Raw genomic sequence first — 26,151 nt, 5'->3', positions numbered from 1 at the left:
GGGACTCAGAGTCCCTGAAGGTGCCCTTCACGGCTTGCGGAACCGGTCCGGCCAGCCCGCGCGGTGGCCGGGCCGGCCGGCTCAGGGGGTGCGCGGGCCAGGCAGCTCCCGGCCCGGCAGCCAGCCGTTCGGGATGTCCGTCGCCCGCCACTTGCGGATGCTCAGGCGGACCGCCGTGACCGGTGCCTCGAGGAAGGGCGCCGCCTCCGGGACCTTCGCCACGAGCAGCGAGCGCACCAGCGATTCGTCGTCGGCCGGGACGACCTCGGCCAGCGCCTGCGCCTGCAGGAACGGCTGCATCGGCGAGCCCGTCGACACCACCACCGAAACGACCGGGTTCTCGCGCACCGCGGCCAGCGTGCGGCCCCGGTCCTCGAGGACCAGGTTCAGCGTGAACGGCCCGGTTTCCGCGAAGTACACCCCGCCCACCCACGGGCCGTCGCTGCCCGAGGTCGCGAGGAACATCGACTTGTGCGCGGAGAGGGTGTTCCGCACGAGATCGGCCACGTCGCCGGCCATCGGCTCGACAGTGGTCATGGTGGTTCGCTCCCGGAGATCGTCCGTCCGGGCCCCGTGGCGCCGGATCGCCAGCCGAAGTTAGGCGGCGGAATCGCGACACTCCAAGGAACACGCACCGATCCGGTGAAAGCGCCCGCTCGCCTGGACTACCCACGTCTCGCACCCCAGAGCAGCATCCCTACGAACTCGACTCCAGCAGGGGGACCACTCTGGAGTGCGAGCTCAAGAGTCTCTGCGGCTGCCGTTGATGAACAGTGCGCCCACGATCGTCGCACCTGATCCCACGAGCGAAGGTAGTACCAACCTGCTCAGTTCGAGGGCGTACTCGGGGGTTACTCCGTGGTTCCAAACGGCGGCGAGCGTCAGACCGAACACCACCAAGAGCACGGTGGCGACCCCGATTAGTACCCACTGCTGCATCCGCTCGGTCGCCTTGCGCTGCTCGGATTGCTCCTGCTGCTGAAAGGTGTAAGTCAGCGGCTGCTCCACATTGCTGGGAGGCACCACTTCGTGTGCAGCGGACGGACCCGACCCGGGGATCTCGTCAGACCATGCCTCGAGTGAGACTCCGGCGTCGGGTGAGTCGGAGGGCGCCGCGCCGGCCGGAACCATGTCCTCGGCCGGCGCGGTGTCACCGCTCACTCGCCCCTCGACAGAACTCATGACTCCTTGCCCGAGTCATCCGAGACGTACGGGATCGCGACCGCCACCGGTCCACCCGCCACGTCCGGCTGCTCTTCTCTCCCCCGCGCGACCAGACCGTTCTCCGCAGGGGCGGTGTTGGCTGCGCGGCTTCGCAGAGGCGGATGTCGAAAACTGACGGGGTCGGGGTCTTCCGGCTGACGCTTGGTTCTAGGCATGGGGTGTTCTCCTTTGGAGCGAGGGATGAAGAACGTCCGGATGCCGCTTCAGGTCGTGAAGCGATGACACCGGCCGCAGGCGAGGCAGGGGTTGCGACCTTCCTCACGGAGGGTACATCGGATGTGGCTGATACGTGGGTCTCACAAGCCTGGGAAGTGTCTGAGATACACGTTTTTCGAACTCTGGACGTGCCCCAGACGTGTGGGTGATGCGTAGCGGCTGGTTGCACGCATCCGAGTTACACTGAAAATTCTTAGCTTGACCTTTGTAACGTCGGGGGCTGTGATGTCGAGTTATGAGGCAAGACATGAGAGCAGCACGGGAGCCGTGTGTGGCATGATCATCGCCAGGAGGCAAGGATCCACTCACTTCCAACCCACATATCCGACACCAGCAGGACAGAGCAGACGTGCACGTTGCTCGCCGGCCGAATACACCTCGGCCACCCGAATTCACTTATGGAAGTAGAGGTACCCATGACCAAGCAGCCAAGCTCCTCAGCCGCGGCCCAGCGGGACATCCAGACACCTGCGCAGCGACACAGTTCCGACCCCGCCGCAGGTAACCCGGCCGCGCAGTCGCCTAAACGGATCAATGTCGCCGTCAACGCCGAGACGATCGAGGCATTGCAGAAGGTCATCGAACGTGAAGGTGTCACCCTGACTGAGGCGGTTCGGCGCTTGATCGGCTACGGCGAGGTGCTGTACCGAGCCGTCAAGGAGGAAAACGCGGAAGTCCTCCTCAAGAGCGGACAGAACACCAAGCAAGTGATCATCCTGTGAGACATGCTGTCGCAGACAGCCGTCTCACTGCTCTCATCTCTGTTCAGTTCTCAAGGATCAGAGGCCTTTTCGCCGAAGCTGAGGCCACCGCCTCGCCGCGAAGCCCCGCCTGGAATGGCGAAATTCAGAAACTGATGCACATGCATCTGCATGTGCATGTTGCTAAATCATGACTACGGCCTTCCGTGAAGTCGAACACGGCGTGTGTTCGCGCAGCTTTAGTCGTCACCGACTGGTGTAACCGTTACACCCCGCTACGCAACGTTGTAGGGCCAGACGACCCGTGTGCCTGACAGGGTTCCACCACACCGACGCCCAAACGAGGATGACGTTGCCTCAGCGCGATGTTTTCCCCCGATCAGACGCTCACACGTATCCCGCGCCAGCTCTCCGGGATGAGCAACGGACCACATCGCTCAGCCGATACCCGTCGCACAGCAGCTGGCCTCGACCTGGAGACACGCTGCCTACCCCTCAAGCAATACCAACCTGGGGACGTCGCCTTGAAAGCGCGCTGAAACGCACGAAGGCCACCCCGGGAAGTACCGGGGTGGCCTCGAGCCGCTGCTACGGGTCAGTCGCCGACGCCGAAGCCGACCTTGCGGACGTCGGACGGGGCGATCTCGACGTACGCGATGCGGTCGGAGGGGACGATGTACTTGCGCCCCTTCTCGTCGCTGATGCGGAAGAGCCCGTCACCGGCCGTCAGGGCCTCGGCGACCAGCTTCTCCACCTCTTCGGGAGACTGGCCACTGGACACCACCAGCTCGCGCGGCGTGTCCTTGATGCCGATCTTGACCTCCACGTGGGACCTCCGCTGGAAATTCGTAAGGGATGTGCTCGGCAAGGCTAACCGAACGGGCTCGTTCCGGTGGCGCATGTCCGCGCTCCACCGCGTCGTCACTTCCGGGAACTCCATCGGGATCAGCCCAGGCCGAGCGCCTGCATGCGCTTCGTGTGCCCCTGTTGCAACCGCCGGAACAACGCGGCAATTCCGGAGAGGTCGCCCGAGCCGCCGATGATCAGCTCGGCCAGCCCGTCCCGCTCGGCGACGACGTACTGGGCCTGGGTGAGCGCCTCGCCCAGCAGGCGGCGCCCCCACAGCGCGAGCTTGTCGCGGGTCTTGGGGTCCGCTTCGATGCCGGCGGCGACTTCGCGTTCGGCGAACGCGGAGTGGCCGGTGTCGGCGAGCACGGTGAGCACGAGGTCCTTGGTCTCCGGGTCGAGCCAGCTGGCGATCTCCCGGTAGAGGTCGGCGGCCAGCCCGTCGCCGACGTAGGCCTTGACCAGCGACTCCAGCCACGACTTCGGCGGCGTCGAAGCGTGCCAGGCGTCGACCTGGGCCACGAACGGTGACATCGCGTCTTCGATCTTGACGTCGTGCGCCGCCAGGTGCTGGGCGAGGAGGCCGTAGTGACCGATCTCCGCGGCCGCCATCGCCGCCAGCGCGGCGCGCCCGGCGAGGGTCGGGGCACTGCGCGCGTCTTCGGCCATCCGGTCGAACGCGGACAGTTCGAGGTAGGCGATCACACCCAGAAGGTCTACGACGCCTTCAGGGGTCTCTTTCGGCTCGGTCACGGGGGCAGGGTATCGCCGAAGCACCCGGGCGTGTCGGGACGAGACCGATCACACTGGTTCCGGCGTGCCGGGTACTGTCGAAAAACTGCTGACCAGGTACACTGCGGTTGAAATAGAAGCTTCCGTACGCCATACCGGCGTCGGGAACAGGCAGGTCACGTTGGCTTGCCGACGTACTGCAATGTGCGTGCACGCCTCTTCCGGCATTCCCGGGACGGACCGGTTCCGCGCTTCAGATCAGCGCCAGGGACCAGCGTTTACTCCCGGTCGAGTGTCGAGCGGACCCAGGGCTGTGCGCGCTGGTCACGAGAGAGGCGATCACCCTGACCGCAGAAATTTCCACAACCGAACAGCCCCCCGCCGTCGCGCTGGAGCACAGCGAGACCGGCCCGGCCGCGCTCGACACCTCGCACCCGCTGCAGGCGGGCGTCGAGGTCGAGCCCGAAGCCCCGACCTTCGCGTCGTTCGGCGTCAAGCCGGAGATCATCAAGGCCCTCGCCGAAGTCGGCATCGAGCGGACCTTCGCGATCCAGGAGCTCACGCTGCCGCTGGCGATGGCCGGCGACGACCTCATCGGCCAGGCCCGCACCGGCATGGGCAAGACGCTGGGCTTCGGCGTCCCGCTGCTGCACCGCGTCGAGGTGCCGGGCGACGGCACCCCGCAGGTGCTGGTCGTGGTGCCGACCCGCGAGCTGTGCATCCAGGTCGCCAACGACCTCAAGGGCGCCGGCAAGCACCTCGGCATCCGCACCCTGGCCATCTACGGCGGCCGCCCCTACGAGCCGCAGATCGAGGCGCTCCGCAAGGGCATCGACGTCGTGGTCGGCACCCCTGGCCGGCTCCTCGACCTGGCCGAGCAGAAGCACCTGGTGCTCGGCAAGGTCCGCGGGCTCGTGCTGGACGAGGCCGACGAGATGCTCGACCTGGGCTTCCTGCCCGACATCGAGCGCATCCTCCGGATGGTGCCGGACAAGCGCCAGACGATGCTCTTCTCGGCGACCATGCCGGGGCCGATCATCACGCTGGCCCGCACGTTCCTCACCCAGCCGACGCACATCCGCGCGGAGGAGAACGACGCGAGCGCGATCCACGAGCGCACCACCCAGTTCGTCTACCGGGCGCACTCGATGGACAAGCCCGAGGTCATCGCCCGCATCCTGCAGGCGGCCGACCGTGGCCTGACGATGATCTTCAGCCGCACCAAGCGCACCGCGCAGAAGGTGGCCGACGACCTGGTCGAGCGCGGCTTCGCCGCGGCGGCCGTGCACGGCGACCTGGGCCAGGGCGCGCGCGAGCAGGCGCTGCGCGCGTTCCGCTCCGGCAAGGTCGACGTCCTGGTCGCGACCGACGTCGCCGCCCGCGGCATCGACATCGACGACGTCACGCACGTCATCAACTACCAGTGCCCCGACGACGAGAAGACCTACGTCCACCGCATCGGCCGCACCGGCCGCGCGGGCCGCACCGGTGTCGCGGTCACCCTCGTCGACTGGGACGAGATGCCGCGCTGGAAGCTGATCTCGGACACCCTCGGCCTCGACAAGCCGGAGCCGGTGGAGACGTACTCGTCGTCGAAGCACCTGTTCGAAGACCTGGGTATCCCCGCGGGCAAGACCGGCCGGCTGCCGCTGGCCAACCGCACCCGGGCGGGCTTGGGCGCCGAAGAGGAAGAGGACCTGGGCGGCAAGCGCCGCGGCCCGCGTGGCCGGGCGAAGGCCGGCGAGACGCCCGCGGAAGACGCGCCGCGCAAGCGCAACCGCACCCCGCGCAAGCGGACCCGCGGTGCCGCGCGGTCGGGCGAGGGGACCGAGGCCACGGACAACGCCGCCGCCGCTTCTCCGGATGACGCTCCCGCTTCGGAAGGCCGCACCCGGTCGCGTCGCCGCTCCCACGGCACCGCGCCGGAAGCGACCGGTCCGGCCACCGAGAAGGAAGCCGGCGACAACGCCGAGCGGCCGGCTCGGCGGCGCCGCCGTCGCCGTCCCACCGCGACGTCTGATACACCTGCGTCGGCAGACTGAACCTGAGCGCGGGGGTCCGGGTACGTGAGCGACGTCGAGAAGGCGCCTGAAAACGCGCCTGAAGAGACCCCTGACTACGGCTCCGAGGACGTCCTCGAGGACGTCGAAAGCACTCCGCCCGCCCCGCGGGTCAAGGCGCGTCGTTCGCCTTGGAACCGCGGGCGGGACCGGGTGATCGCCGCGCTGGTCGGGGTCGCCGTGGTCGCGGTCGCGCTGGTCGTCGGCATGACGAGCGACAGCGCGGCCACCGACCGGACCGAGGCTGCGGCACCCCCGCCGTTGCCCGCGGCGCCGGACAAGGTGCCGGGCTCGCTGGCCGAGCTGTGGAGCGCCCGCAGCGGCGCGACGCCGGTCCCGGTGGTGGCGGGCGACGCCGTGGCGACAGCGGACGGCGGCGAGGTCGCCGCCCGCGACCCGCTGACCGGGCAGATCCGCTGGCACTACACGCGTGACCTGCCGTTGTGCTCGATGAACGAGACGTGGGGTCGGCTGAACGCCGTCTACCACAAGACCGAAAACTGCAGCGAGGTCACGCAGCTCGACCCGGGCACCGGCCGGATCACGGCGCAGCGCAACGGCAACGCGGAGCTGGGCACGCGCCTGGTCAGCGATGGCTCGCACGTGACCGCGACGGGCAAGAAGCTGCTGACGACGTGGCGCGACGACCTGGTGCAGAGCGCCGAGTACGGCCAGGTCCCGGCGCTGGTCAACGCGGGCAAGCAGCCCCGCACGGGCTGCACGTACGGCACGGTCGCGGCGGCGTCGGGCAAGGTCGGCGTGATCGAGCGCTGCCCGGGCGACCCGGCCGACCGCCTGACGGTGTACAAGGCGGCGCCGGAGAAGGACGACGAGCCGTCGGTGGCGTTCAGCAGCGTGCTGGCGGGCAAGCGGGCCCGGGTGATCGCGATGTCCGGCGACCTGACGGCGGTGGTCCTGCCGGACCAGAAACTCCTGGTGATCTACAACGGCGACGGTTCGCAGCGCGCGGCCTACCCGCTGGACGTGCCGGCCGCCGACCTGGCCCAGGATCCCGTGGGCGGTACCGAGGCGACGACCCAGACGACGCAGAACCTGTACTGGTTCAGCGGGTCGAAGGTCCTGGCGCTGTCACGCGACGACCTTTCGCCGCGATGGACGTTGAGCAGCGCTTCGGGTCCCGGGATCCTGTTCGCGCAGCAGCTGGTGGTCCCGATCAAGGGCGGCCTGGCGGTGCTGAACGAGAACGACGGTTCGACGATCCGCACGGTAGGGGTGGATCGCCGGGGCTACACCGGAGTGGTCCGCCTGGGCGCGGCCGGCCCGGTACTGCTGGAAGAACGCGGCGACACCCTGACGGCCCTGAAGTAGCTACGGCGTGTCGTCCCGCCCCTCACGCGAGCCGACCGCTGGCGAGCGTGGGAGTTCGCTTCTGGCTCAGGTGAGCCAGAAGAGGGTCAGGGCCGAGACGGTGAAGAGCACGACCGCCACGCCCGCACCCGCGGCCGGGACACCGTTGCGGCGGTCCGCGACCCGCTGGGCCAGCAACGCCAGTATCGCGGCCACCGGGTGACCGATCAGCAGCACCGCGCCCGGCCCGGGTGCGCCCGTGTTCAGGTCGATTCCCGCTACCGCGAGGACTCCGATCGCCAAGACCGCGAGGCCGGCGGCGAGTGAGCCGGTGAATCCGCGCCACCAGCGGCCGCCGGGCTTCCTCGGTTCCTCTGCCTCCGGCGAAGCATCGGCCGAAGTCGTATCCGCCGGCTCGATGTTCTCGGGTTCGACGCGTTCCTGCGGAACCGTCTGCGCCTCCGCGCTGGGCTCAGCAGCCAGCGGCTCGGTCTGCTGCTGCGGCGGAACCGCCTCGGCCGCACCAGGCCCAGCCGCGGGCTCGGCCCGCTCCTGCGGCTCGGCCTCAGTCGCCGACTCGGCGTCGGGCGCGCCCGATGGCGTGGGCACCGTGGCCAGTTCGTCGGTGTCCGGTGAAGCCACTTTCCCTCCCTGTCAGGGCGCGAGCAGGTCCCACGGCTGCAGCTGCGGGGCCGCTTCCTGCCCCGCCTTGCAGCTCGGCCTGAAGTCGCACCAGGCGCAGCGGCGGTCCGGGCGGGCCGGGAACAGCACGTCCCCGTCACCGCCCGCGTCCAGGGTATCCGCGGCCAGCCTGAGTTCTCCGGCGGTCTCACCGGCGCGTTGGAGGTGCCTTTGCAAGCTCTCCGGCGTGTGCTCGGCCGCCGCGATCGTGCCGGTCGGGAGGTGGTGCAGCTCCACCGTCGTGCACGGCATCCGCAGCGTCCGCGCCCCCGCCACCGCGTACAGCGCCAGCGCCTGCGACGCGCGGGCCTCGTACTCGTCCGGCGGCCGCTTGCCCGTCTTGTAGTCCACGATGACGAGTGAGCCGTCGCGCGCGTCGATCCGGTCCGCGCGGCCCTCGATGATCATCGACGGCCTTTCCCCCGGCTCGGGGCTGACCGGCGCCGACACCCACCGCTCGAGCCCGACCGGGTCATGGCTGACGTCGTTGTCCTCGACGTACTCCGCCACCCATCCCTTGGCCCGCGCCCGGTAACGCGCCGCCTGCTCGTCGGTCTCGAACCCCGCGTCCTTCCAGAACTCCGCCACCAGCGCCACCGCCCGCTGCGGCACGCGCTTGAGCACCGGCAGGTCGAACAACGCCCGCAGCGCGTTGTGCACCACCGCGCCGAGCGTGCTGTGCGCCCACGGCCCGGTGCGCTGCGGGGTCGGCCGTTCGAGGTACGCGAGCCGGTACCGGCGCGGGCAGTCGTCGAAGGTTGCCAGCCGCGCCGGCGACACCTTCGTGAGCCGCACCGGTTGCGCGACGCCGAAGTCGAACCCCATCTGCTCCTTCACGCTGCCCACGCTACGCACCACCACCGACACTTTCCGCGCCGGACCACCCGCAAAGCCGTGAAGGCCTCCTTACCGGCCATAAGAGCCAGGAAGGAGGCCTTCACGGCTTTTCCTACCGCACCACCAGGACCGTGTGCGTCCCACCGGAAACGGCCAGCGAGCCACCGGCCGCGGCGCGCGTCGGGCGTCCGTCGAGCAGCACCAGCTTCCCGGCCGGGACCACCAGCGCACCGGACGTCCCCCGCGGGGCCGTCACCGTCAGCGCGAACACCGAACCCTGCTGAGTCCACGAAGCCGACAACGCGCCCTTCGGCGTCGGCACCGCTCCGCGCGCCCACGAAACGGAACCCGGGTGCGGCGAAACCGTCCACGTCGCGAAGCCCGGCGAAGTCGGCGAGACGCCCAGGAGGTCGTTCGTCAAAGCCGGCACGACGCCGGTCGACCAGCCGTGCGCGGCCGACGTGTACCCCTGCTCGTAGTGCGAGCCGCCCTCGCCGATGCCCTCCCACGCCGTGATGCCCGGGTCGTGCGTGGTCATCCAGCCGTACATCCGCTTGATCTGGTCGATCGCCGACGCCGCCTGCCCGGTGCGGAACCGCGCCTGGATTTCCGGGAACGACGTGAACGCGTACACGCGCTTCGTCCCGTCGGAGACGAGAGTGTCGTTGTCCATGAAGGGATTCCCGTAGGGCAACGCACCGGCCGCGAGCCGCGCCAACGAAGACGTGGCCTGCGCCGGCGAAGCGATACCCGCCACGATCGCCTGGCTGTTGCCGTCCTGGCCGTGTCGCACCGCGCCCGTCGCCGAGTCGAGGTAGGCCCCCGCCGCCGGGTCCCACAGGTACTGGTTCACCGCCGCCGCGACGCCGGAAGCGCGCGCCAGCCACCGGTCCGCGTCAGTCGCGTGCCCCGTCGCCCGCGCCAGGCCCGCCGCGCCCTGAAGCGCCCGGACGTACAACGCGTTGTAGTACGTCACTTCGCCCGTACGCGGCAGGAACGCGTAGTCGCCGTAGCCGCTGGTGCCGTTAAGGCCCTTCGAGAGCAACCCGTGCGAATCGGTGACCGACGGATACCACGCGTCAAGCGTCTTCACGAGGTGCGAGTAGTACGAAGACGCGTACGCGGTGTCGCCCGTGTAGAGCACGTAGTCCCAGCTCGACGTCACCCACCAGAGCGGATAGTCGAACAGCGGCAAGGTGTAGTTGTTGATCGACGCCGGCGGGATCCAGCCGTCCGCGCGCTGGTGGTCGGCCAGGTCGGCGAGCACGTTCCGCGCCGCCGTGCCGTCCTGGTGCGTCAGGTACTCGGTCAGCCCGGACACCGCGACGTCGCCGACATACGGGTCCCGGTCGCGCTTCGCGCCGTCGTGCAGCACCAGTTTCCCGTCCAGCGACGGCGAGAACGCGCCGCGCGGGTCCACATCGGACTCGCGGAAGGTGTCCATGCCCAGCTCGTTCGTGTACGACGCGGCGTACCAGTACTGGTTGAGCTGTTCGTCGGACGACTCGAACCAGCCGCGGTAGGTGCTCGGCGTGCCGAGGAACGGCGTGAAGTCGAGCGAGACGCCGTTGATCCGAACCTCACCGGAAGGCTGGGTGAGCGGCGCGTCCGACGCGAGCGCGTCGAGGCTGATCCGCAGGTAGCGGAAGCCGCGCAGGCCGTCCGCGCACACCTGCGTGCCGCTCTGGCAGCCCTTCGTGTCGCGCCAGACGGTCGGTGTCGCCGGCACGGCGATCTGGTCGCTGCCCGGTCCGCCGGAGAAGTCCGAGCGCGAGAAGTCGGAGCGTTCGCCCAGGTACTGCTGGGTTTCCGAGGTCGACACCCGGACACCGGGGTGGTTCGCCGAGGCGCCCGCGAAGGAGATCTTCGGGTACCCCGCGACGACCTTGCCGAAGTCCACCACCGCGACGGGCACCGGCGGGTCGGCGACCAGGCCGGGCCAGACCTCGGTGACGCGGCTGAACTCGCCCGAAGGCGTCGCCTGGTCCTTCGTCACGGTGATCCGGACCTGTGTGGCCGTCACCGGCCGGTCGAACGTCACCGCCCGCTGGACCGCGGTGTTGCCGCTGACGGTCGCCGCCACCCGCCACGCGCCCGCGTCCTGCACCTCCACCGTGTAGTCCTGCGGCACACCGTCCACACTGGACAGAACGGTGACGCCGGGGAGCGCGACCGGCGCGGCCGGGGTGATGGTCAGGACGTCCGGGTAGGCGCCGATCGTGTCGTCGTTCCAGAAGGTGTCCGGGTTGCCGTCGACGGCGTTGCCGGGCTCGTACGTCCGCGGCTGGCCGTTCCCGCCGTTGTTCGGCGCGTGGAACGACGACGCGGCCGCGGTGGTCCCCGCGGGCCAGGCCGGCTTCGGCGGCGGCGCCTGCCGCTTGAACGTTGCGACGCCGCGCCCGAGCAGGCCGTCCGGGTTCGTGACGTCGCCGGTGGCCGACAGCACCTTCACCGGCCGGACGTCCCGGCTCGCCGGCGCGACGACGTACTTCTGCCAGCCCGGGCCGGGCAGGGCGGTCGCCGCGGGCGCCGCGACCACGCCGCTCGCCACCAGGACCGTGACCGGCAGGACTGCTCTGAGCCACTTCATCGAGGCCTCCGCAAGGCGTTGAATCGTTTCAACCGCTGAGCTGAGATTCAGGCTGCGGGAGGCGTGCCAACGATGTCAACGGAGCCGGCGGTTCCTGTCCGGCAGGACAACCCGAAAGGCGGGGGTCAGCTGCCGCCGGCGATGAAGCCGCGCACGGAGTTCGCGACGAGCTCCACGGCGATGGCCGCGAGCAGCAGACCGGCCACCTTGGCCAGCAGCGTGATGCCGCTTTCCTTGATCAGCCGGATGACGACGCCGGAGTAGCGCATGCAGATGTAGATCACGAAGTGCGTCGTGACGATCGCCAGCGCCAGGGCGATGTACGCGCCGATGTGCCCGTCGGCCTGGCGGACGAACACGATGGTCGCGGCGATCGCGCCGGGCCCGGCCAGCAGCGGCGTGCCGAGCGGCACGAGCGCGACGTTGACGTCTTCGGTGGCCGCTTCGGCCTCGTGGCCGTTGCCGGTCAGCAGCTGCAGCGCGATGAGCAGGAGCAGCAGGCCGCCGGCGCCCTGCAGGGCGGGGATGCCGATGCCGAGGTAGGCCAGGATCGCCTGGCCGGCGACCGCGAACAGGCTGATGACCAGCAGCGACACCAGGACGGCCTGCCGGGCGGCGCGCGCCCGCGTCGCCAGCGGCTTGCGGCCGACGAGACTGAGGAACACCGGCACGGTGCCGGGCGGGTCCATGATGACGACGAGGGTGATCGTCGCGCTCATGAAGAGCTTGGCGTCGAAGACGTCGGCGATCGCCATGTCAGCTCTTCACGACCTGGAAGCCGGTCGCGCGCGCGACGAGCTCCTCGAACTGCCCGGGGTCGGTGGTGCACTCGCCGAGCGCGATCGTCTTGTTGGTGCCGTGGTAGTCGCTGGACCCGGTGACGAGCAGGCCGAGGTCGCCGGCCAGCGCGCGGGTGCGGGCCCGCGTCGGCGCGTCGTGGTTCGGGTGGTCGGCCTCGACGCCGGTGAGCCCGTGCGCGGCCAGCTCGGCGAGGGTGTCCTCGCTGATCGTGGCGCCGCGGCTGAAGGCGAAGGGGTGCGCGATGACCGTGACGCCGCCGGCCGCGGCGATCATGTCGATGGCCTCTTCGACCGGCGTGTCGCGGCGGGCGACGTAGTAGCCGCGGCGCGGGCTGAGGTAGTCGGCGAAGGCCTCGTCGACGGACTTGACCAGCCCGGCCCGGACCAGCGCCTGGGCCAGGTGCGGGCGCCCGGGCGGCGAGTCCTCGGGGAGCAGGCCGAAGATCTCGTCGGCGTCGATCGGCAGGCCGTCGGCGGCCATCCGCTCGGCCATCCGGCGCAGCCGCGTGCGGCGCTCGACGCGCAGCCGGGTCTGCTCGGTGACGACCGGCTCGGACGTCGGGTCGAAGAGGTAGGCCAGCAGGTGGACGCTGATCTGGCGGCCGGTCTCGGGGTTGATCGAGACGGTCGAGAGCTCGGCGCCGGGGACCAGCGTCAGGCCTGGTGGGATGGCCGCGGTGGCCGGGGCCCAGCCCGCGGTGGTGTCGTGGTCGGTGATCGCGACGACGTCGAGCCCGGCTCTCGCGGCCGCGGCGACGAGCCCGGCCGGCGTGTCGGTGCCGTCGGAGGCGGTGGAATGGGCGTGCAGGTCGATGCGCATCGGGTCCATTGTCGACGATGCGCTACGTCACACGGGAGCCGGGACGGCTCAGCCGACCGGCTTCTTGCCGCGGGCGGCCCGCTGGGCCTTGATCATCGAGAAGCGCTCGGCCTGCTTCTGCTTGTCGCCGAAGACGAGCTCCGAGATCGTGTCGTAGAACTCTTCGGCCCGCGGCAGGTAGTCGATCCTGTTGAGCGCCTGGATCTGACCGGCCGACTCCACGACCATCGTGCCGTAGCCCATCATGCGGCCGGTGGCGGTGCGCACGAAGCTGAGGTCGGTGACCTTGCTGATCGGCATCATCAGCACCTTGGTCGTGAAGACGCCGGTGGTCATGACGAACCGCTTGTCGGTGACCACCAGCCGCTCGACCCACCACTCCATCACCTGGTAGGCGAAGCGCAGCACGACGATCAGCGCGACGTACCAGAGGAGGTTCTGGCCGATGTACAGCGCCGGTGGCAGCAGGTAGGACACCAGGACGCAGACGGCCAGCAAGGCCGCCGCTTCGAAGGTGTCCCACAGCAGCACCGCCCAGTGGCGGCGGATCCGGATGACCCGTCGCTCGGTGTCGAGGAGGTACTCGTCGGGGTCGCGAGGCGCGAACATGGTTCGAGGGTAGCCCCGCGATCAGCCCTTGAACACGTTGCTGACGAAGGTGATCACCGATTCGGCCGAGTCACGGAGGAAGTCGACGATGTTGCCGACAAGGCCCGCGGCCTGACCGGGCTGGGCAATGACGAAGAACAGCACCAACGCGATACCGGCGAGGCCCGCAATCTTCTTCACGTTCACCGCGATCAAATCCCGTCTCTTACGGTGACACCGGACAACAGCAGAAAGCCTGACTTTTACGTTGTACCGCACTGAACAGGCACGCGGGAGGTAAGTCCCGCGCTTGGGTCAGCACGCGGTCCGAAGTGTACCGTACGACTACTCTCCGTGTACAGGACATCCGTTTTCAAGTCGGTCACGTCTACCGTTGGGGACATGGGACCCCCGTTGGACGCCACGATCCGCTGTGTCGGCGGGATCGCGTTCGACGCACACGGCCGCTTACTGCTCATCAGACGGGCGAATGACCCCGGTTCGGGGCAATGGTCTCTGCCGGGTGGCCGAGTCGAACCGGGCGAAACGGACAAAGAGGCAGTGGTCAGGGAGCTGGCGGAGGAGACCGGACTCGACGTGATTCCCGGCACACTGGTCGGGTCGGTGATCCGCGGACCGTACGAGATTCACGACTACGCCTGCTCGGTGGTGGGCGGAGCTCTCACGGCGGGTGACGACGCCTCCGACGCGCGTTGGGCCGATGCGGCAGACCTGTCGGCCCTGGAGGCGGGCGGGGAGCTGGTGGATCTTCTTTATGTGACTTTGCGTGACTGGAAGGCGCTTCCGCGGGCTTGAGAGGCGCTTTGGCGGCCTGTGCGTGTCCTGAATGACTCATTCAGGGCTTTTGGAAGGTGAGGCTCCGGCAAAGTCGGGGGCTGCGTGGGTGGCTCGAAAGTCCGGCGGTGCTCGGGAGCGCCGGTGTGCCGGTCCGGGGGCACGGTCGCGACGGTCATGAAAGACCCTTTCACCTCGTCCGGCGCGGTGAAAGGGTCTTTCATGACGTCCAGGCGAGGTCGCGAATGACTCACCGGGGACACCCGCTTACAGCGGCAGCCAGGTCATCCGCTGCCCGTGCGGTGCAGTCCGAGCCAAGGCGTGCGCCTCCGCCTTCCCGTCCTCCCACCGCACGACGCCCAACGTCGCCAGCCCGTCCCCGGCCAGATCCGACCGTCCCGGCAGCACCGGCTCCAGCCCGGCGCCGTAGAACTCCTCCGAGACCCACCACAGCGGCCGTGAAGCCGCCAGCGAAGCCAGCGTCGAAACGAACTCCGCCCGCCGGTCAGCCGTGAAGTACGCCAGCGCGTGGCTCGTCACCACCACCAGCGGCCCCTCCAAGGTCGAGGCAGCCGAAGCCAGGTCGTCGACGCCGTCGCCGGCGATGAGGCGGGGGCGGTGCTTCGCCTGCTCGGCCGCCGCCGTCCTCAGCAGCCTGATGCGGTCCGGCTGGTCGGCCCAGACGCACGCCTCCAGCCACGCCAGCTCGTCCTCGTCCGAGAGGTCCACCGGCGCCCGGTCCAGGCCGGCCCGGTCGAGCAGGGACAGCTTCTTCGGCAGCTTCGGCGCCACCGCGCCGGGAGCCAGGTCGAGCGCGCAGTGCAGGCCGACCGGGGTCTTCGCCGGGCCCGCCGTCAGCTGCTCGCCGCCGTCGCACTGGTAGCGGTAGCCGAAGCGGTCCAGCCCCAGCAGGAGCCCGGCGCTGCAGCCGACCTCCAGCAGGGAAACCTTCCCGCCCGCCTCCTTCGCCGCCCGCGCCACGCCCGGGTACAGCAGCGCCGCCCGGCGGACCTCGTTCGTCTGCGTATAACGCGACGAAATCAACGCGCGAGCCTTCTCCGCACGCTCCAGCAGGAACGACCGGAACAGCGGCCAGGTCTCCGAGTCGACGCCGTCGAAGCCGCCCAGGGACGGGTAGTAGCGCGAAAGCGGGTGGATGGGGTCGGCCTGCACCAGCCGGTGCGCCGTCGCCATCAGCAGCGTCGCGCGCACCTCGCCGTCGCGGGCCGAGGCGAGCAGCCCGGCCACGTCGTCGTCCGCGGCCGCCTGCAGCGCCAGGTGCTCGTACAGCGGCGAGACCCCGTGGGCCTCGGCTTCCGCGAACGTGCGCAGTACTTCCTTGATCCGGTCCAGGTCCATCAGAGCCTCATTCGTGCGGCACCGGCCGGCCCGGTTGCTCCCCGCCCCGAGTTTCCCCGTAGGAGCGCTTCGGCACCATCACCTTCCGCCGGAAGGTGCACACGATCAGGCCGTCCTGCTTGTAGCCGCGCGTCTCGACGTACACGACACCGCGGTCGTCCTTGGACTTCGACGGCGTCTTGTCCAGCACCTCGGTCTCGCCGTAGATGGTGTCGCCGTGGAACGTCGGCTTGACGTGCTTGAGGGACTCGACCTCGAGGTTCGCGATGGCCTTGCCGGAGACGTCGGGCACGGACATCCCGAGCAGCAGCGAGTAGACGTAGTTCCCGACCACGACGTTCTTGCCGAAGTCGGTGGTCTCTTCGGCGTAGTGCGCGTCCAGGTGCAGCGGGTGGTGGTTCATGGTGATCAGGCAGAAGAGGTGGTCGTCGTATTCGGTGACCGTTTTGCCCGGCCAGTGCTTGTAGACCGCACCGACCTCGAACTCCTCGTAGTACCGACCGAACTGCACTCGTCTCTCCCTGTTCCGCGTACTGCGCCGTTGGTTACCAATCCGACCACAGCCACGGCCATCCGGCTCTGTGGCAACGGTTACGTACCGCTGGGGGCGGCCTGCTTTCGGTCGGATCGGTAACGCCGCGTGAGGCTGGTACGACACGCATCCGTAGTGAGGAGTACCCTCAACCATTGGTTCTCGCGCGTCAACGCGAGCCCCACCACTCCGCCCCGGCCCGAAGGAGGTGAGGAACCCCGATGAGTAGTGGCGATAGTCCGCTCCCTAGTACTCCCAGCGTTCCCACCACACCCGCCGGCCGGCTCATCTCCTGGTAGGCCCTCTCCCCGGGAACGCTGGTGTCGCCGGGCGGACGCGTTCCGCCCTGGTCAGTCGTCTCGCACGACCACGCACGACGCCCAGGAGATCCCATGCCTGCCATTCCCTCGCTCGGCGGCCTTCGCGGCCGCGGCAACAAGGGCGCCGTCCCCGTCCGTCCGGTCCCGGTGCCGCTGTCCGCGTACGTCGTGGACTGCGCGGTGTACGTCGCGGGTGAGCGCCTGCCCGGCCGCTGGACGCACATCGAGGCGATCAAAGAGGTCCGCAAGCGCCACGAGGGGTTCGTCTGGATCGGGCTGCACGAGCCGGACTCCGAGCAGATCCAGGGCATCGCGGAAACCTTCGGGCTGCACGAGCTGGCCGTCGAGGACGCCCTCGAGGCGCACCAGCGGCCGAAGCTCGAGCGCTACGACGACACGCTCTTCCTGGTGGTCAAGACCGTCCGGTACGTCGAACACGAGTCACCCACAACGGCGAACGAGATCGTCGAGACCGGCGAGCTCATGGTGTTCCTCGGCCGGGACTTCGTGATCACCGTCCGCCACGGGAACCACTCCGGCCTGGCGCGCCTGCGCCGCGAGCTGGACGACGACTCCGAGCGCCTGCAGCTGGGCCCGGCCGCGGTCGTGCACGCGATCGCCGACCACGTCGTCGACCACTACCTCGACGTCACGGGCCGCATCGAGAACGACATCGACGTGATGGAGGCGCAGGTCTTCGCGCCGCGGTCGCAGGTCAGCGCCGAGCAGATCTACCTGATGAAGCGGGAGGTCCTCGAGCTGCGCCGCGCGGTGATGCCGCTGGCGACGCCGATCCAGCGGCTCGCCGAGGGCTACACGCGGCTGGTGCCGGACGAGGTCCGCTCCTACTTCCGCGACGTCGCCGACCACCTCACGACCGTGTCCGAGCGGGTGGCGGCGTTCGACGAGCTGCTGTCCACCCTGGTCGACGCGACGGTCGCGAAGATCTCCCTGCAGCAGAACACCGACATGCGCAAGATCACGTCGTGGGCGGCGATCATCACCGTCCCGACGATGATCGCGGGCATCTACGGGATGAACTTCGACTACCTGCCCGAGCTGCACTGGAAGTTCGGGTACCCGCTGGTGATCACGGTGATCCTGGCGATCTGCCTGTTGCTGTACCGAATATTCCGGAAGAACGGCTGGCTCTAGGTCCCCCTTCTCCACCGGAATCCGTACAGGAGATCTCTCATGTCCAGGATGCTGTCCAACCTGAAGTTCTGGGCGCTCGCGCTCAGCGTGCTGTGGATCGTCGTCATCACTTTCGTCATCGTCGCCGACCCGGGGTTCGCACACGGCATGAAGTGACGCCCGGGCGTCGTACCCTGGGGCCATGCCGAAAGCGCTGGTCGTCTCCGACGAGGTCGACGAGCGGCTGTGGACCGACGCGGTCCGCGGCTGCGCCGTCGACCTCGTCATCGGCGCCGGCGACCTCCCCTACGACTACCTCGCGTTCCTGGCCAGCGCGCTCGACGCGCCGTGCGTGTTCGTGCCCGGGAACCACGACCCGGACCTGAGCGGCTACACGCGCTACGGCGGGCTGTCCATGAAGGACGGTTTCCCCACGGCCTGGCCGGGTCCGGCGGGCGGCGTCAACGCCGACGGCCGGGTCGTCGACGTCGCCGGGCTCCGGTTCGCCGGGCTCGGCGGCTCGATCCGCTACAACGACGGGCCGAACCAGTGGACGCAGCGCCAGCAGGCGCGCCGGGCCCGCGGCCTGGTGCGGCGCGCGAAGTGGCAGCGGCGTCGTGACGGCCGTGACGTCGACGTCCTGCTGACGCATTCGCCGCCACTGGACCTCGGCGACCGGGCGGACCCGCCGCACCGCGGGTTCGCGTGCCTGCACCGGACGATCGACGTGCTGCGGCCGAAGTGGTTGCTGCACGGGCACATCCACCCCCACGGCGAGCCGGTACCGGACCGGGTCGCCGGCGAAACCCGGATCCGCAACGTGGTGGGCCACCGGATCATGGAGTTCTCATGAAAGAGACGGGGTTTCCCCGCGCCGACGCGGAGAACGACTTCCTCCGCGCGCGCCGGGGCCAGGTGCTGTCGCGGCTTTCGACGTGGCTGCGCCGCGAGCCCGACGACGTCAACATCATGCTGCCGTTCCACGAGGTGGTGGAGGCGCTCGGCTACCTCGGCGAGAGCCGGATCGGCCTGCGGGTGATCAAGCTGGACTCGATCGCCGGCACGGTCGACCGCAGCCGCGACTTCGACCGCCGCTTCCGCCCGACGTCGGCCCGGGTCCGCGAACGCTGGGAGCGCTTGGCTTTGGCGTCCCGGCGCGGCGAGGAGATCCCGCCGATCGAGGTGTACCGCGTGGGCGAGCTGCACTTCATCATCGACGGCCACCACCGCGTGTCGGTGGCGCACGCGCAGGGACTGTCCACAATAGAGGCTTCGGTGACGGTCGTCCGGACCAAGCTGAACCCCGGTGGCATCCGCCACCGCGGCGACCTGATCGTCAAGGACTACCGGCGGCTGTTCCTGGAGCGCGTCCCGCTGGCGGGCCACGCGCGGGCGTCAGTGATCGTCTCGGACCCGTGGGACTACGCGAAGCTGGGCGAACACGTGGAGGCGTGGGGTTTCCGGCTGATGCAGGACGAAGGCAAGTTCTGCGACCGGGCGAGCATCGCGCAGCGCTGGTTCGACGAGGAGTTCGTGCCGGTGGTGGGCATGCTGCGGCAGGCGGGGATGGTCGGCGACCGGACGGACGCCGAGGCGTACATGTGGGTGGCGGCGGAGCGGTACCGGCTGATCCGGACGCACCGCTGGGACGACGAGGTCATCGAGGCGCTCCGGTCGCGGAACCCCTAGAAAGCCAGCCCCGGGGTCAGCACCAGCTGCCGTACCTGGTCAGCCGTCAGCACGGGCTCCGGACGCTGCTCCGGCAGCCGGACTTCGTCCTGCTCCAGCACTCCGCTGTTGTTCGACCAGATCTGCACATACCCGAACGGGGCCGACAGCGCCGCCCGGTAGGTCAGCGCACCCGTCTCCCGGGAAGTCGTCTGCTGCAGCGCGCCCTCCGGAAGCTGCTCCACCGAGCACTCGCCGTCGGCCGGCTCGCAACGCGGCACCACCGAGTTCGGGAACGGCAGCATCCGCACGTACACCGATCCCGAGCCCCGCGCGTCCGTCACCCGCACGCCCAGGTGGAAGAGCGCCTCGCGCGGCGCGTCGCCCGCCGGGTCCGCGATCAGGTGGAACGGGTCCGCCGGCGGGGTCTCGCCCGGGATCGTCAAGCGCGTGATCCGCGCGTCCGGAGGCACCAGAGAACGCACCGCGTTGCCCACCACGCAGCTCAGCCGGTCGACCAGCGCCGACCGCGTGTTCGACGTCGCCGGGCACGCCGGGCCGGCGACTTCGCCTCGGTGCGGCAGCACCACGACCGCCAGCCCCAGGGCCAGCACCACCACGAGCGCGGCCACCACGCCGGTGAGCAGGTGCCGGCGGCGCGAGAGCCGGGCCGCCGAAAGCACCGCGTCCCCAGACAGGCCGATCGGCGGCTCGCCTTCGGTCACGTAAGCCGTCAAGGCGGATCGGACGTCTTCCATCACCGCTCCTCCCCCGTCGGCGCGGGCAGGACCGCGCGCAGCGCCTCGACCCCGCGGGCCGTCTGGGACTTGACCGTGCCCTCGGCCACGCCGAGCAGCGAAGCGACCTCCGCCACCGGGAGGTCTTCGAGGAACCGCAGCACGACCATCGCGCGCTGCCGGGGTGTGAGATCGGACAACGCGCGCTCGACGTCGAGCCGGATGTGGCTGTCGCGGGCCGGTGGAGACTCCTGTTCCGGCACGACAGACGTCACGTACTCGCGCACGGAGGTCCGCCGGCCGGCGAGAAAGAGGTTCAGCAGGATGCGGCGGGCGTAGGCGTCGACCGTGTCCGGCCGGACACGCCGCCAGCGCCGGTACAGCTGCACGAACATGGCCTGGACCAGGTCTTCGGCCTGGTGCCAGTCGCCGCAGAAAGCGAACGCCACCCGGCGGAACCGCTGTACCCGCGCGGCGAAGTACTCGCTGAAATCGAGGTCTCTCGACGCCCCCACCCGGCCCTCCTTCGCACGTTCTCAGTGTTACTAGTGCGCGGAGGGCCGGGAAGGTTCAAGCGGATCTACATGTGGACGGCGCCGGGCGCCGCCTCACCCTTCGGAGCGCCCGACTGGAGCAGCAGGCCGCTGAGCACCGCACCGACCGCGAAGATCACCGCCGCCCAGGTGAACGCCGTCGTGTAGCTCTCGATCGCCGCCTCGGCCGCCAGCTGCGGCGTCGGGACCTTGTTCGCGAGGTAGGCCGTCGCCGCGTTGCCGGCCAGCGTCGACAGCAGTGCCGTGCCGATCGAGCCGCCGACCTGCTGCATCGTGTTGACCGCGGCCGACGCGACCCCCGCGTCGTGCGCCTCGACGCCGAACGTCGCGACGCTCATCGCCGGCGCCATCGCCAGGCCGATGCCGAAGCCCATCACCAGCAGCGGGCCGAGGACGCCGGACGTGTACGTGCTCTCGAGACCGATGCCGCTCAGCCAGAACAGCCCGACGGCCGCGATCGCCATGCCCGTCGGCACCAGCGGACGCGGGCCGAAGCGCGGGAGCAGGACGGCCGTCGCGGTGGTGGCGGCCAGCATCAGCGTCGCGACCATCGGCAGGAAGCCGACGCCGCTCTCGATCGGCGTGAACTTCAGGTTCTGCTGCACGTAGAACGTCAGGAACAGGAAGATCGCGAACATGCCGATGGCGAGCAGGAACATCGCCAGGTATGAGCCGCCGCGGTTGCGGTCGAGCAGTACGCGCAGCGGGAGCAGCGGGTGCGAGACGCGCTGCTGCAGCCACACGAACACGCCCAGCAGCACCACGCCGGCCGTGAGGAAGCCCCAGACCGAGACCGCCGACCACGAGTTCGACTCGGCGTTCGCGAAGCCGTAGACCAGCGAGAACAGACCGGCCGACGCGGTGACCGTGCCCGGCAGGTCGAGCTTCGGGCGCGGGCCGTCGTCCTTCTGGTTGCGCAGCAGGACCGAGCTGCCGACGAACGCGGCCACGGCGAAGATGATGTTGACGAACATGCACCAGCGCCAGTCGAGGTACTCGGTGAGCACGCCGCCGAGCAGCAGCCCGACCGCCGCGCCGCCACCGCCGATGGCGCCGAACACGCCGAACGCGCGGCCGCGTTCCTTCGGGTCGGTGAACGTCGTGGTGAGCAGCGAAAGCGCGGCCGGCGCGAGCAGCGCGCCGAACACGCCCTGTGCCGCGCGGGCGATCAGCAGCATTTCGATGTTGCTCGCTGCACCGCCGAGGGCGGACACCGCGGCGAAGCCGGCCAGGCCGACGAGCAGGGCGTTCTTGCGGCCGAAGAGGTCCGCGAGCCGCCCGCCGAGCAGCAGCAGGCTGCCGAACGCGAGCGCGTACGCCGTGACGACCCACTGGCGCGCATCGTTGGAAAAGCCCAGGTCGACCTGGGCCGAGGGCAGCGCGATGTTCACGACGGTCGCGTCCAGCACGACCATCAGCTGCGCCAGGCCGATCATCACCAGGATCAGCCACCGTCTGGCGTGGTGGGGGTTTTCGCCGGCGCGCGTGTCCCCCGACGGCGCGACGACGAGTGTGGACTCGGTCATGGAGTGTCCTCACGGAAAGTGATCAAGACGCTATGTGGAGTAGGTATCTCCCCTTACGCAACCCAACGTACACAAGAACCGGAGATGGCGCCTCTACTTGGTTGGTAGAGTGGGACGCATGACACGGGACACTGGTCCCGCCGCACCGGCGCGGCCGCTGCGGCGCGACGCCGAACTCAACCGCCGCCGCATCCTCCAGTCGGCCCGGGAAGTCTTCGGCCGGCGAGGCCTCGAAGCCACGCTCGACGACATCGCGCACCACGCCGGTCTCGGCGTCGGCACGGTGTACCGCCGCTTCCCCAGCAAGGAACACCTGGTCGAAGCCATGTTCGCCGAGCGCATGGAGGAGATCGGCGACCTCGCCGAGGAAGCGCTGAAAGCCGACGACGCGTGGCAGGCCTTCGTCGACTTCACGTGGAAGTCGATCGAGCTGCACTCCGGCGACCGCGGGCTGCGCGAAATCATGCTGTCCAACAAGTTCGGCCACGAGCACGTCGCCGAAGAGAAGGCCCGCATGGTGCCGTTGATCACACAGCTCGTCGAGCGGGCCAAGGCGGCGGGCGGCCTGCGCGCCGACTTCTCCCCGACGGACATCCCGCTGCTGCACATGATGGTCGGCTCGGCGATCGAGTTCACGTGCGCGGTGGAGCCGGACCTGTGGCGCCGCTGCCTCGCGATGCTGCTCGACGGGCTGCGCGCCCAGCCCGGCAAGCCGTCGCCGCTGCCCCACCCGCCGCTCGGCGTGGACGAGGTCGACGAAGCGATGTCCTGCTGGCGCCCCTGACGGGGTGATCGGCGCGGGAAGCGCGGCGACCCGACCAGAACCGGATCGAGGGTGTGCCGGTCAACAGTTATTCGGCGCTCTGAGCCGCTAGCGGCACCCGGGAAACGCAATCACCACTGCACGTGCGGATGCGCCGCGATCTTCGACGAGACCGCTTTCGCCGAAGTCGCCTTCACCGCACCCGCCGTGGCGGTGCGGGACTCGAAGGATCCCTCCGGCCCGCACTTCGCCGTCGACGCCTCTGCCTGGCTGTACTTCCTCACCGCCGTCACTCGGACGGGATGATCGCCCACATGATCAGGTAGGCCACGAACTGCGGCCCGGGCAGCAGGCACGACAACACGGCCAGCAGCCGCACGGTGCTCGTCTTCATGCCCCACCGCTGGGCGAGACCCGCGCACACACCGCCGATCATGCGGCCGTAGCGGGGGCGGGACAGCCGTCGGGTGGTGACCGGTGCGCTCATCGTCTTTGCCTTTCTTCGTGCCTCGGAGAACTTCCGATATCCCCACTTCACCACCGGAGTACCCACTTCCGCATCGCTCGCGGGATGGATCCCTCCCTTAGGGGACGGTAAAAGCGAAAATCGTTCGGACTGCCTCGCGAAACCCGGGAAACCGGCGTGGAAACCGATGACCTGCACGTTCTCCGGCCAGGGCCTGAAAAACAGTGAGAGATGTCCCCGTCAGGGCTGGTTTTTCTCCCCGATCCGGTGATACTTGCACACCGTGTACCCGCGTCTGCAGTCCTTGGTCGTCGCCATGCTTTGCGCCCTCCTCGCCGCCGGATGCGCGACGACGCAGGCCGCTCCCGAGACGACGTCCGGGCCCACGCCGCTGACCGCGTCCGCGGCGCTCGGGGACTTCGCGACCGTCAACTACTGCAGCCTGCTCGACGTGCCCGCCGTCGCGCCCGGCGCGGTCGCCACCCCGACGTTCGAGACCTGCCGGGCCGACCTCGGCACGCGCACGATCCTCGTGGGGCCGCTGGCCTTCGACTCCGACCCGAACATCAAGCCCTACGCCTACCTCGGGCCGGTGCCCGACGGCGTCGCGATCCAGCAGTCGATGTTCAACGACCGCAGCGCGTGCACCCGCGCGATCACCTTCGCCGACGGCAACCGGCTCGACCTCTCGGTCTCCGACACCGGCGACGACCAGGCCGCCCGCTGCGGCGTCGCGGACGCGGCCGTCAGCTCGGTGCTGACCGCGGTCACCGCGAACAAGGTGGGGCGGCTGAAGTTCCCGGACCGCTCGTGGGGGCTCGTGGCGCCGTGCGTGCTGCTGGACACCCACGACCTCGACGCCGTCGCGGGCGCCGGCAGCCGGCCGGCGACGGGGCTGTCCGGGCACAGCTGCATCCGCGGCAAGGTGAGCTTGAAGCTGACGGTGGAGACGGACGAGGCGTCGGCCCCGGCCGGCCCGCCCGAAACGGTGGGCGGCCGCGAGACCCGGGTCCGCGTCTCGGGTGCGTTCTGCCTGGTCGACACGACGCAGCCGGCACCGGGCCTGCCGGGCCACCGCGAGCTGGCGGAGCTCAGCGTGGTGGAGACGGCGGGCACGGCCGGCGACGGCACGTGCGCCGTGGCCCGCACCGCGGCGAGCGCGATCTTCCCCCGGCTCCCGACGCCGTAGCCCGAACTTTTTTTCGCGGCGATGTCGAACCGCGTCGAGCCGGTTCGTAGCCAAGGTGAGACGTCGATCCGCAGAAGGAGCCCGAGATGAAGCAGTACCTGCTCGCCGTCCAGCTCGACGAGAGCGCGCCGCCGGAGCCCGAAGAGGCGATCCGGGCCCAGATGGCCCGCACCGGCCAGGTCACCGACGAGATGAAGGCCGCCGGTGCGTGGGTGTTCGTCGGCGGCCTGCAGCACTCGGACGCCTCGACGGTCGTCCGTACTCCGGGCGGCACCACCGCCTTCACCGACGGCCCGTTCGCCGAGACGAAGGAACAGCTCGGCGGGTTCTGGGTGATCCAGGCCGAGGACCTCGACGAGGCACTGGCCTGGGCCGAAAAGTGCTCGCTGGCCTGCCGGCAGCCGATCGAGGTGCGCCCGTTCGACGACGGTTCGCGCCGGCGCTGATGGACCTGGACAGCGTCTACCGGGCGGAGTACGGCCGGTGCGTGGCCACGCTGACGCGCCTGCTCGGGGACATCGGGCTCGCCGAGGAGGCCGTGCAGGACGCGTTCGCGGTGGCCGTCACGAAGTGGGAAGCCGCGCTGCCGCCGAACCCCGGCGCGTGGATCGTGACCACCGCCCGCAACCGGGCGATCGACCGCCTGCGCCGGGAGTCCACCCGCGAAGCCCGGCACGCCCAAGCCCTGCTGCTGCACGAACCCGGCGAACCCGAGGAGGTGGGACCCGTGCGCGACGACCAGCTCCGCCTGATCTTCACCTGCTGCCACCCGGCGCTCTCGCCGCTCGCGCAGGCGGCGCTCACCCTGCGCCTGCTCGGCGGCCTGGAGGTGCCGGAGATCGCGCGCGCCTACCTCGTCCCGGAAGCGACCATCTCGCAACGGATCGTCCGTGCGAAGAAGAAGATCCGCGACGCCGGGATCCCCTACCGGGTGCCGGACGCCGCCGCGCTCCCCGACCGGCTGGCCTCGGTGCTCACCGTGCTGTACCTGGTCTTCAACGAGGGCTACGCGTCGACATCCGGGGAGCTGGTGCGGACGGACCTGTGCGCGGACGCCGTCCGCCTGGCGCGGGCGCTCGCCGACCTGATGCCGGACGAGCCGGAGGTCCTCGGACTGCTGGCGCTGCTCCTGCTGACCGAAGCCCGGCGGCCGGCGCGGGTCGGCCCGTCGGGTGAGCTGGTGGTGCTCGCGGAGCAGGACCGGTCGCGGTGGAACCGGGACCTGATCGCCGAAGGGCACGAGCTGGTGCGGCGGTGCCTGCGGCGCAACCGGCCGGGGCCGTACCAGCTGCAGGCCGCGATCAACGCCGTGCACACGGACGGGCCGTCGACGGACTGGGAGCAGGTGCTGGCGCTCTACGACCAGCTGCTGGCACAGAACCCGACGCCGATCGTCGCGCTCAACCGCGCGGTGGCCGTCGCCGAGGTGCACGGTCCGGCCCTGGCACTGGCCACGATCGAAGACCTGGACCTGCCGGGCTACCACCTGCTGCCGGCCACCCGCGCGGACCTGCTCGCCCGCCTCGGCCGGACCACCGAGGCCGTCACGGCCTACGACGAGGCGATCACACTGGCCGGCAACGAAACCGAGCGAACCTTCCTGCAGACCCGGCGGGCACGCCTGGCCTGAAAGCCGTGAAGGCCTCCTTACCGGCCATAAGAGCCGGTAAGGAGGCCTTCACGGACTTTGCCTCAGTCCTCGTAG

Annotated in this window: 29 protein-coding genes; 12 read left to right on the top strand and 17 right to left on the bottom strand. The window is 69.8% G+C overall.

Annotation, left to right across the window (positions count from 1 at the left end):
* Positions 1-81: 81 nt before the first annotated feature.
* Both AB0C38_RS48135 and AB0C38_RS48130 read right to left on the bottom strand, forming a co-directional pair.
* Positions 82-537 (bottom strand): pyridoxamine 5'-phosphate oxidase family protein, encoded by a 456-nt coding sequence (locus tag AB0C38_RS48135; RefSeq protein ID WP_360687973.1) that lies wholly within the window; start codon positions 535-537, stop codon positions 82-84.
* Between the two features lie 204 nt (positions 538-741).
* A complete protein-coding gene (locus AB0C38_RS48130) occupies positions 742-1,182 on the bottom strand; it encodes a hypothetical protein (RefSeq protein WP_360687970.1) in 441 nt (146 codons plus the stop codon).
* A gap of 674 nt (positions 1,183-1,856) precedes the next feature.
* On the opposite strand from AB0C38_RS48130, the gene AB0C38_RS48125 reads away from it, so the two are divergent.
* A complete protein-coding gene (locus AB0C38_RS48125; protein WP_360687967.1) occupies positions 1,857-2,162 on the top strand; it encodes a ribbon-helix-helix protein, CopG family in 306 nt (101 codons plus the stop codon).
* 574 nt (positions 2,163-2,736) lie between these two features.
* Here AB0C38_RS48125 and AB0C38_RS48120 read toward each other — a convergent pair.
* Positions 2,737-2,967 (bottom strand): DUF3107 domain-containing protein, encoded by a 231-nt coding sequence (locus tag AB0C38_RS48120; protein WP_125307071.1) that lies wholly within the window; start codon positions 2,965-2,967, stop codon positions 2,737-2,739.
* A 119-nt stretch (positions 2,968-3,086) separates the two neighbouring features.
* Positions 3,087-3,740, bottom strand: a complete 654-nt coding sequence (locus tag AB0C38_RS48115) for a ferritin-like fold-containing protein (RefSeq protein ID WP_360687964.1) — start codon at positions 3,738-3,740, stop codon at positions 3,087-3,089.
* A 554-nt stretch (positions 3,741-4,294) separates the two neighbouring features.
* Between AB0C38_RS48115 and AB0C38_RS48110 the strand changes: the two genes are divergently transcribed.
* On the top strand, positions 4,295-5,761 hold the full coding sequence (locus AB0C38_RS48110; RefSeq protein ID WP_360687961.1) for a DEAD/DEAH box helicase: 1,467 nt from the start codon (positions 4,295-4,297) through the stop codon (positions 5,759-5,761).
* A gap of 24 nt (positions 5,762-5,785) precedes the next feature.
* A complete protein-coding gene (locus AB0C38_RS48105; protein ID WP_360687958.1) occupies positions 5,786-7,108 on the top strand; it encodes a hypothetical protein in 1,323 nt (440 codons plus the stop codon).
* A gap of 66 nt (positions 7,109-7,174) precedes the next feature.
* Here the strand turns inward: AB0C38_RS48105 and AB0C38_RS48100 are convergent, their stop codons facing one another.
* The 7 genes from AB0C38_RS48100 to AB0C38_RS48070 form a co-directional block, all read right to left on the bottom strand.
* Positions 7,175-7,729 (bottom strand): hypothetical protein, encoded by a 555-nt coding sequence (locus tag AB0C38_RS48100; protein ID WP_360687955.1) that lies wholly within the window; start codon positions 7,727-7,729, stop codon positions 7,175-7,177.
* Between the two features lie 12 nt (positions 7,730-7,741).
* Complete coding sequence (locus tag AB0C38_RS48095) at positions 7,742-8,593, bottom strand: PD-(D/E)XK nuclease family protein (RefSeq protein ID WP_360687976.1); 852 nt, start codon at positions 8,591-8,593, stop codon at positions 7,742-7,744.
* A 124-nt stretch (positions 8,594-8,717) separates the two neighbouring features.
* On the bottom strand, positions 8,718-11,195 hold the full coding sequence (locus AB0C38_RS48090; RefSeq protein WP_360687952.1) for an alpha-L-rhamnosidase C-terminal domain-containing protein: 2,478 nt from the start codon (positions 11,193-11,195) through the stop codon (positions 8,718-8,720).
* A gap of 125 nt (positions 11,196-11,320) precedes the next feature.
* Positions 11,321-11,950 (bottom strand): MarC family protein, encoded by a 630-nt coding sequence (locus tag AB0C38_RS48085; RefSeq protein ID WP_360687949.1) that lies wholly within the window; start codon positions 11,948-11,950, stop codon positions 11,321-11,323.
* A gap of 1 nt (position 11,951) precedes the next feature.
* Positions 11,952-12,824, bottom strand: a complete 873-nt coding sequence (locus tag AB0C38_RS48080) for a PHP domain-containing protein (RefSeq protein WP_360687946.1) — start codon at positions 12,822-12,824, stop codon at positions 11,952-11,954.
* A gap of 39 nt (positions 12,825-12,863) precedes the next feature.
* Positions 12,864-13,424, bottom strand: a complete 561-nt coding sequence (locus tag AB0C38_RS48075) for a PH domain-containing protein (RefSeq protein ID WP_360687943.1) — start codon at positions 13,422-13,424, stop codon at positions 12,864-12,866.
* 21 nt (positions 13,425-13,445) lie between these two features.
* Positions 13,446-13,610: a hypothetical protein gene (locus AB0C38_RS48070; protein WP_360687940.1), complete on the bottom strand. Its 165-nt coding sequence runs from the start codon at positions 13,608-13,610 to the stop codon at positions 13,446-13,448.
* 195 nt (positions 13,611-13,805) lie between these two features.
* On the opposite strand from AB0C38_RS48070, the gene AB0C38_RS48065 reads away from it, so the two are divergent.
* Complete coding sequence (locus tag AB0C38_RS48065; RefSeq protein ID WP_360687937.1) at positions 13,806-14,219, top strand: NUDIX domain-containing protein; 414 nt, start codon at positions 13,806-13,808, stop codon at positions 14,217-14,219.
* A 246-nt stretch (positions 14,220-14,465) separates the two neighbouring features.
* Here the strand turns inward: AB0C38_RS48065 and AB0C38_RS48060 are convergent, their stop codons facing one another.
* Positions 14,466-15,557: a DUF2332 domain-containing protein gene (locus tag AB0C38_RS48060; RefSeq protein ID WP_360687934.1), complete on the bottom strand. Its 1,092-nt coding sequence runs from the start codon at positions 15,555-15,557 to the stop codon at positions 14,466-14,468.
* 7 nt (positions 15,558-15,564) lie between these two features.
* Complete coding sequence (locus AB0C38_RS48055; RefSeq protein WP_013223004.1) at positions 15,565-16,068, bottom strand: MaoC family dehydratase; 504 nt, start codon at positions 16,066-16,068, stop codon at positions 15,565-15,567.
* Positions 16,069-16,481: 413 nt separating this feature from the next.
* Here AB0C38_RS48055 and corA point away from each other — a divergent pair, with 413 nt between their 5' ends.
* From corA to AB0C38_RS48040, 3 genes are all read left to right on the top strand, one after another.
* Positions 16,482-17,564 carry a magnesium/cobalt transporter CorA gene (gene corA / locus AB0C38_RS48050; protein ID WP_360687931.1) on the top strand — a complete coding sequence of 361 codons (1,083 nt, stop codon included), beginning with the start codon at positions 16,482-16,484 and terminating at the stop codon, positions 17,562-17,564.
* 181 nt (positions 17,565-17,745) lie between these two features.
* Positions 17,746-18,396: a metallophosphoesterase gene (locus AB0C38_RS48045; protein ID WP_360687928.1), complete on the top strand. Its 651-nt coding sequence runs from the start codon at positions 17,746-17,748 to the stop codon at positions 18,394-18,396.
* Complete coding sequence (locus tag AB0C38_RS48040; RefSeq protein WP_360687925.1) at positions 18,393-19,232, top strand: chromosome partitioning protein ParB; 840 nt, start codon at positions 18,393-18,395, stop codon at positions 19,230-19,232. The genes AB0C38_RS48045 and AB0C38_RS48040 overlap by 4 nt, the downstream gene beginning before the upstream one ends.
* On the opposite strand, the gene AB0C38_RS48035 is transcribed toward AB0C38_RS48040, so the two are convergent.
* The 3 genes from AB0C38_RS48035 to AB0C38_RS48025 form a co-directional block, all read right to left on the bottom strand.
* Positions 19,229-19,969 (bottom strand): hypothetical protein, encoded by a 741-nt coding sequence (locus AB0C38_RS48035; protein ID WP_360687923.1) that lies wholly within the window; start codon positions 19,967-19,969, stop codon positions 19,229-19,231. The two genes, AB0C38_RS48040 and AB0C38_RS48035, sit on opposite strands and share 4 nt — an antisense overlap.
* Positions 19,969-20,463, bottom strand: coding sequence for a SigE family RNA polymerase sigma factor (locus tag AB0C38_RS48030; RefSeq protein ID WP_360687920.1), 495 nt, complete (start codon positions 20,461-20,463; stop codon positions 19,969-19,971). Before AB0C38_RS48030 ends, AB0C38_RS48035 begins: the two co-directional genes overlap by 1 nt.
* A gap of 65 nt (positions 20,464-20,528) precedes the next feature.
* Entirely contained in the window at positions 20,529-22,028 is a 1,500-nt protein-coding gene (locus AB0C38_RS48025) for an MFS transporter (protein WP_360687917.1), read from the bottom strand.
* A 118-nt stretch (positions 22,029-22,146) separates the two neighbouring features.
* Here AB0C38_RS48025 and AB0C38_RS48020 point away from each other — a divergent pair, with 118 nt between their 5' ends.
* A complete protein-coding gene (locus AB0C38_RS48020; RefSeq protein ID WP_360687914.1) occupies positions 22,147-22,812 on the top strand; it encodes a TetR/AcrR family transcriptional regulator in 666 nt (221 codons plus the stop codon).
* 51 nt (positions 22,813-22,863) lie between these two features.
* Positions 22,864-23,097 carry a DUF397 domain-containing protein gene (locus AB0C38_RS48015; RefSeq protein ID WP_360687911.1) on the top strand — a complete coding sequence of 78 codons (234 nt, stop codon included), beginning with the start codon at positions 22,864-22,866 and terminating at the stop codon, positions 23,095-23,097.
* Here the strand turns inward: AB0C38_RS48015 and AB0C38_RS48010 are convergent.
* Positions 23,081-23,278 (bottom strand): PspC domain-containing protein, encoded by a 198-nt coding sequence (locus AB0C38_RS48010; protein ID WP_284747428.1) that lies wholly within the window; start codon positions 23,276-23,278, stop codon positions 23,081-23,083. The two genes, AB0C38_RS48015 and AB0C38_RS48010, sit on opposite strands and share 17 nt — an antisense overlap.
* 262 nt (positions 23,279-23,540) lie before the next feature.
* On the opposite strand from AB0C38_RS48010, the gene AB0C38_RS48005 reads away from it, so the two are divergent.
* The 3 genes from AB0C38_RS48005 to AB0C38_RS47995 all read left to right on the top strand — a co-directional run bounded on the left by AB0C38_RS48005 (position 23,541) and on the right by AB0C38_RS47995 (position 26,076).
* A complete protein-coding gene (locus AB0C38_RS48005) occupies positions 23,541-24,446 on the top strand; it encodes a hypothetical protein (protein WP_360687907.1) in 906 nt (301 codons plus the stop codon).
* An 86-nt stretch (positions 24,447-24,532) separates the two neighbouring features.
* Positions 24,533-24,892 (top strand): YciI family protein, encoded by a 360-nt coding sequence (locus tag AB0C38_RS48000; protein WP_360687904.1) that lies wholly within the window; start codon positions 24,533-24,535, stop codon positions 24,890-24,892.
* Positions 24,892-26,076: an RNA polymerase sigma factor gene (locus tag AB0C38_RS47995; RefSeq protein WP_360687901.1), complete on the top strand. Its 1,185-nt coding sequence runs from the start codon at positions 24,892-24,894 to the stop codon at positions 26,074-26,076. The genes AB0C38_RS48000 and AB0C38_RS47995 overlap by 1 nt, the downstream gene beginning before the upstream one ends.
* Positions 26,077-26,151: the final 75 nt, after the last annotated feature.

Source organism: Amycolatopsis sp. NPDC048633, from assembly GCF_040650695.1.
Classification (GTDB): domain Bacteria; phylum Actinomycetota; class Actinomycetes; order Mycobacteriales; family Pseudonocardiaceae; genus Amycolatopsis.
Note: the sequence above shows the minus strand (reverse complement) of the source record. Positions and strands in the feature narration are given on the sequence as shown.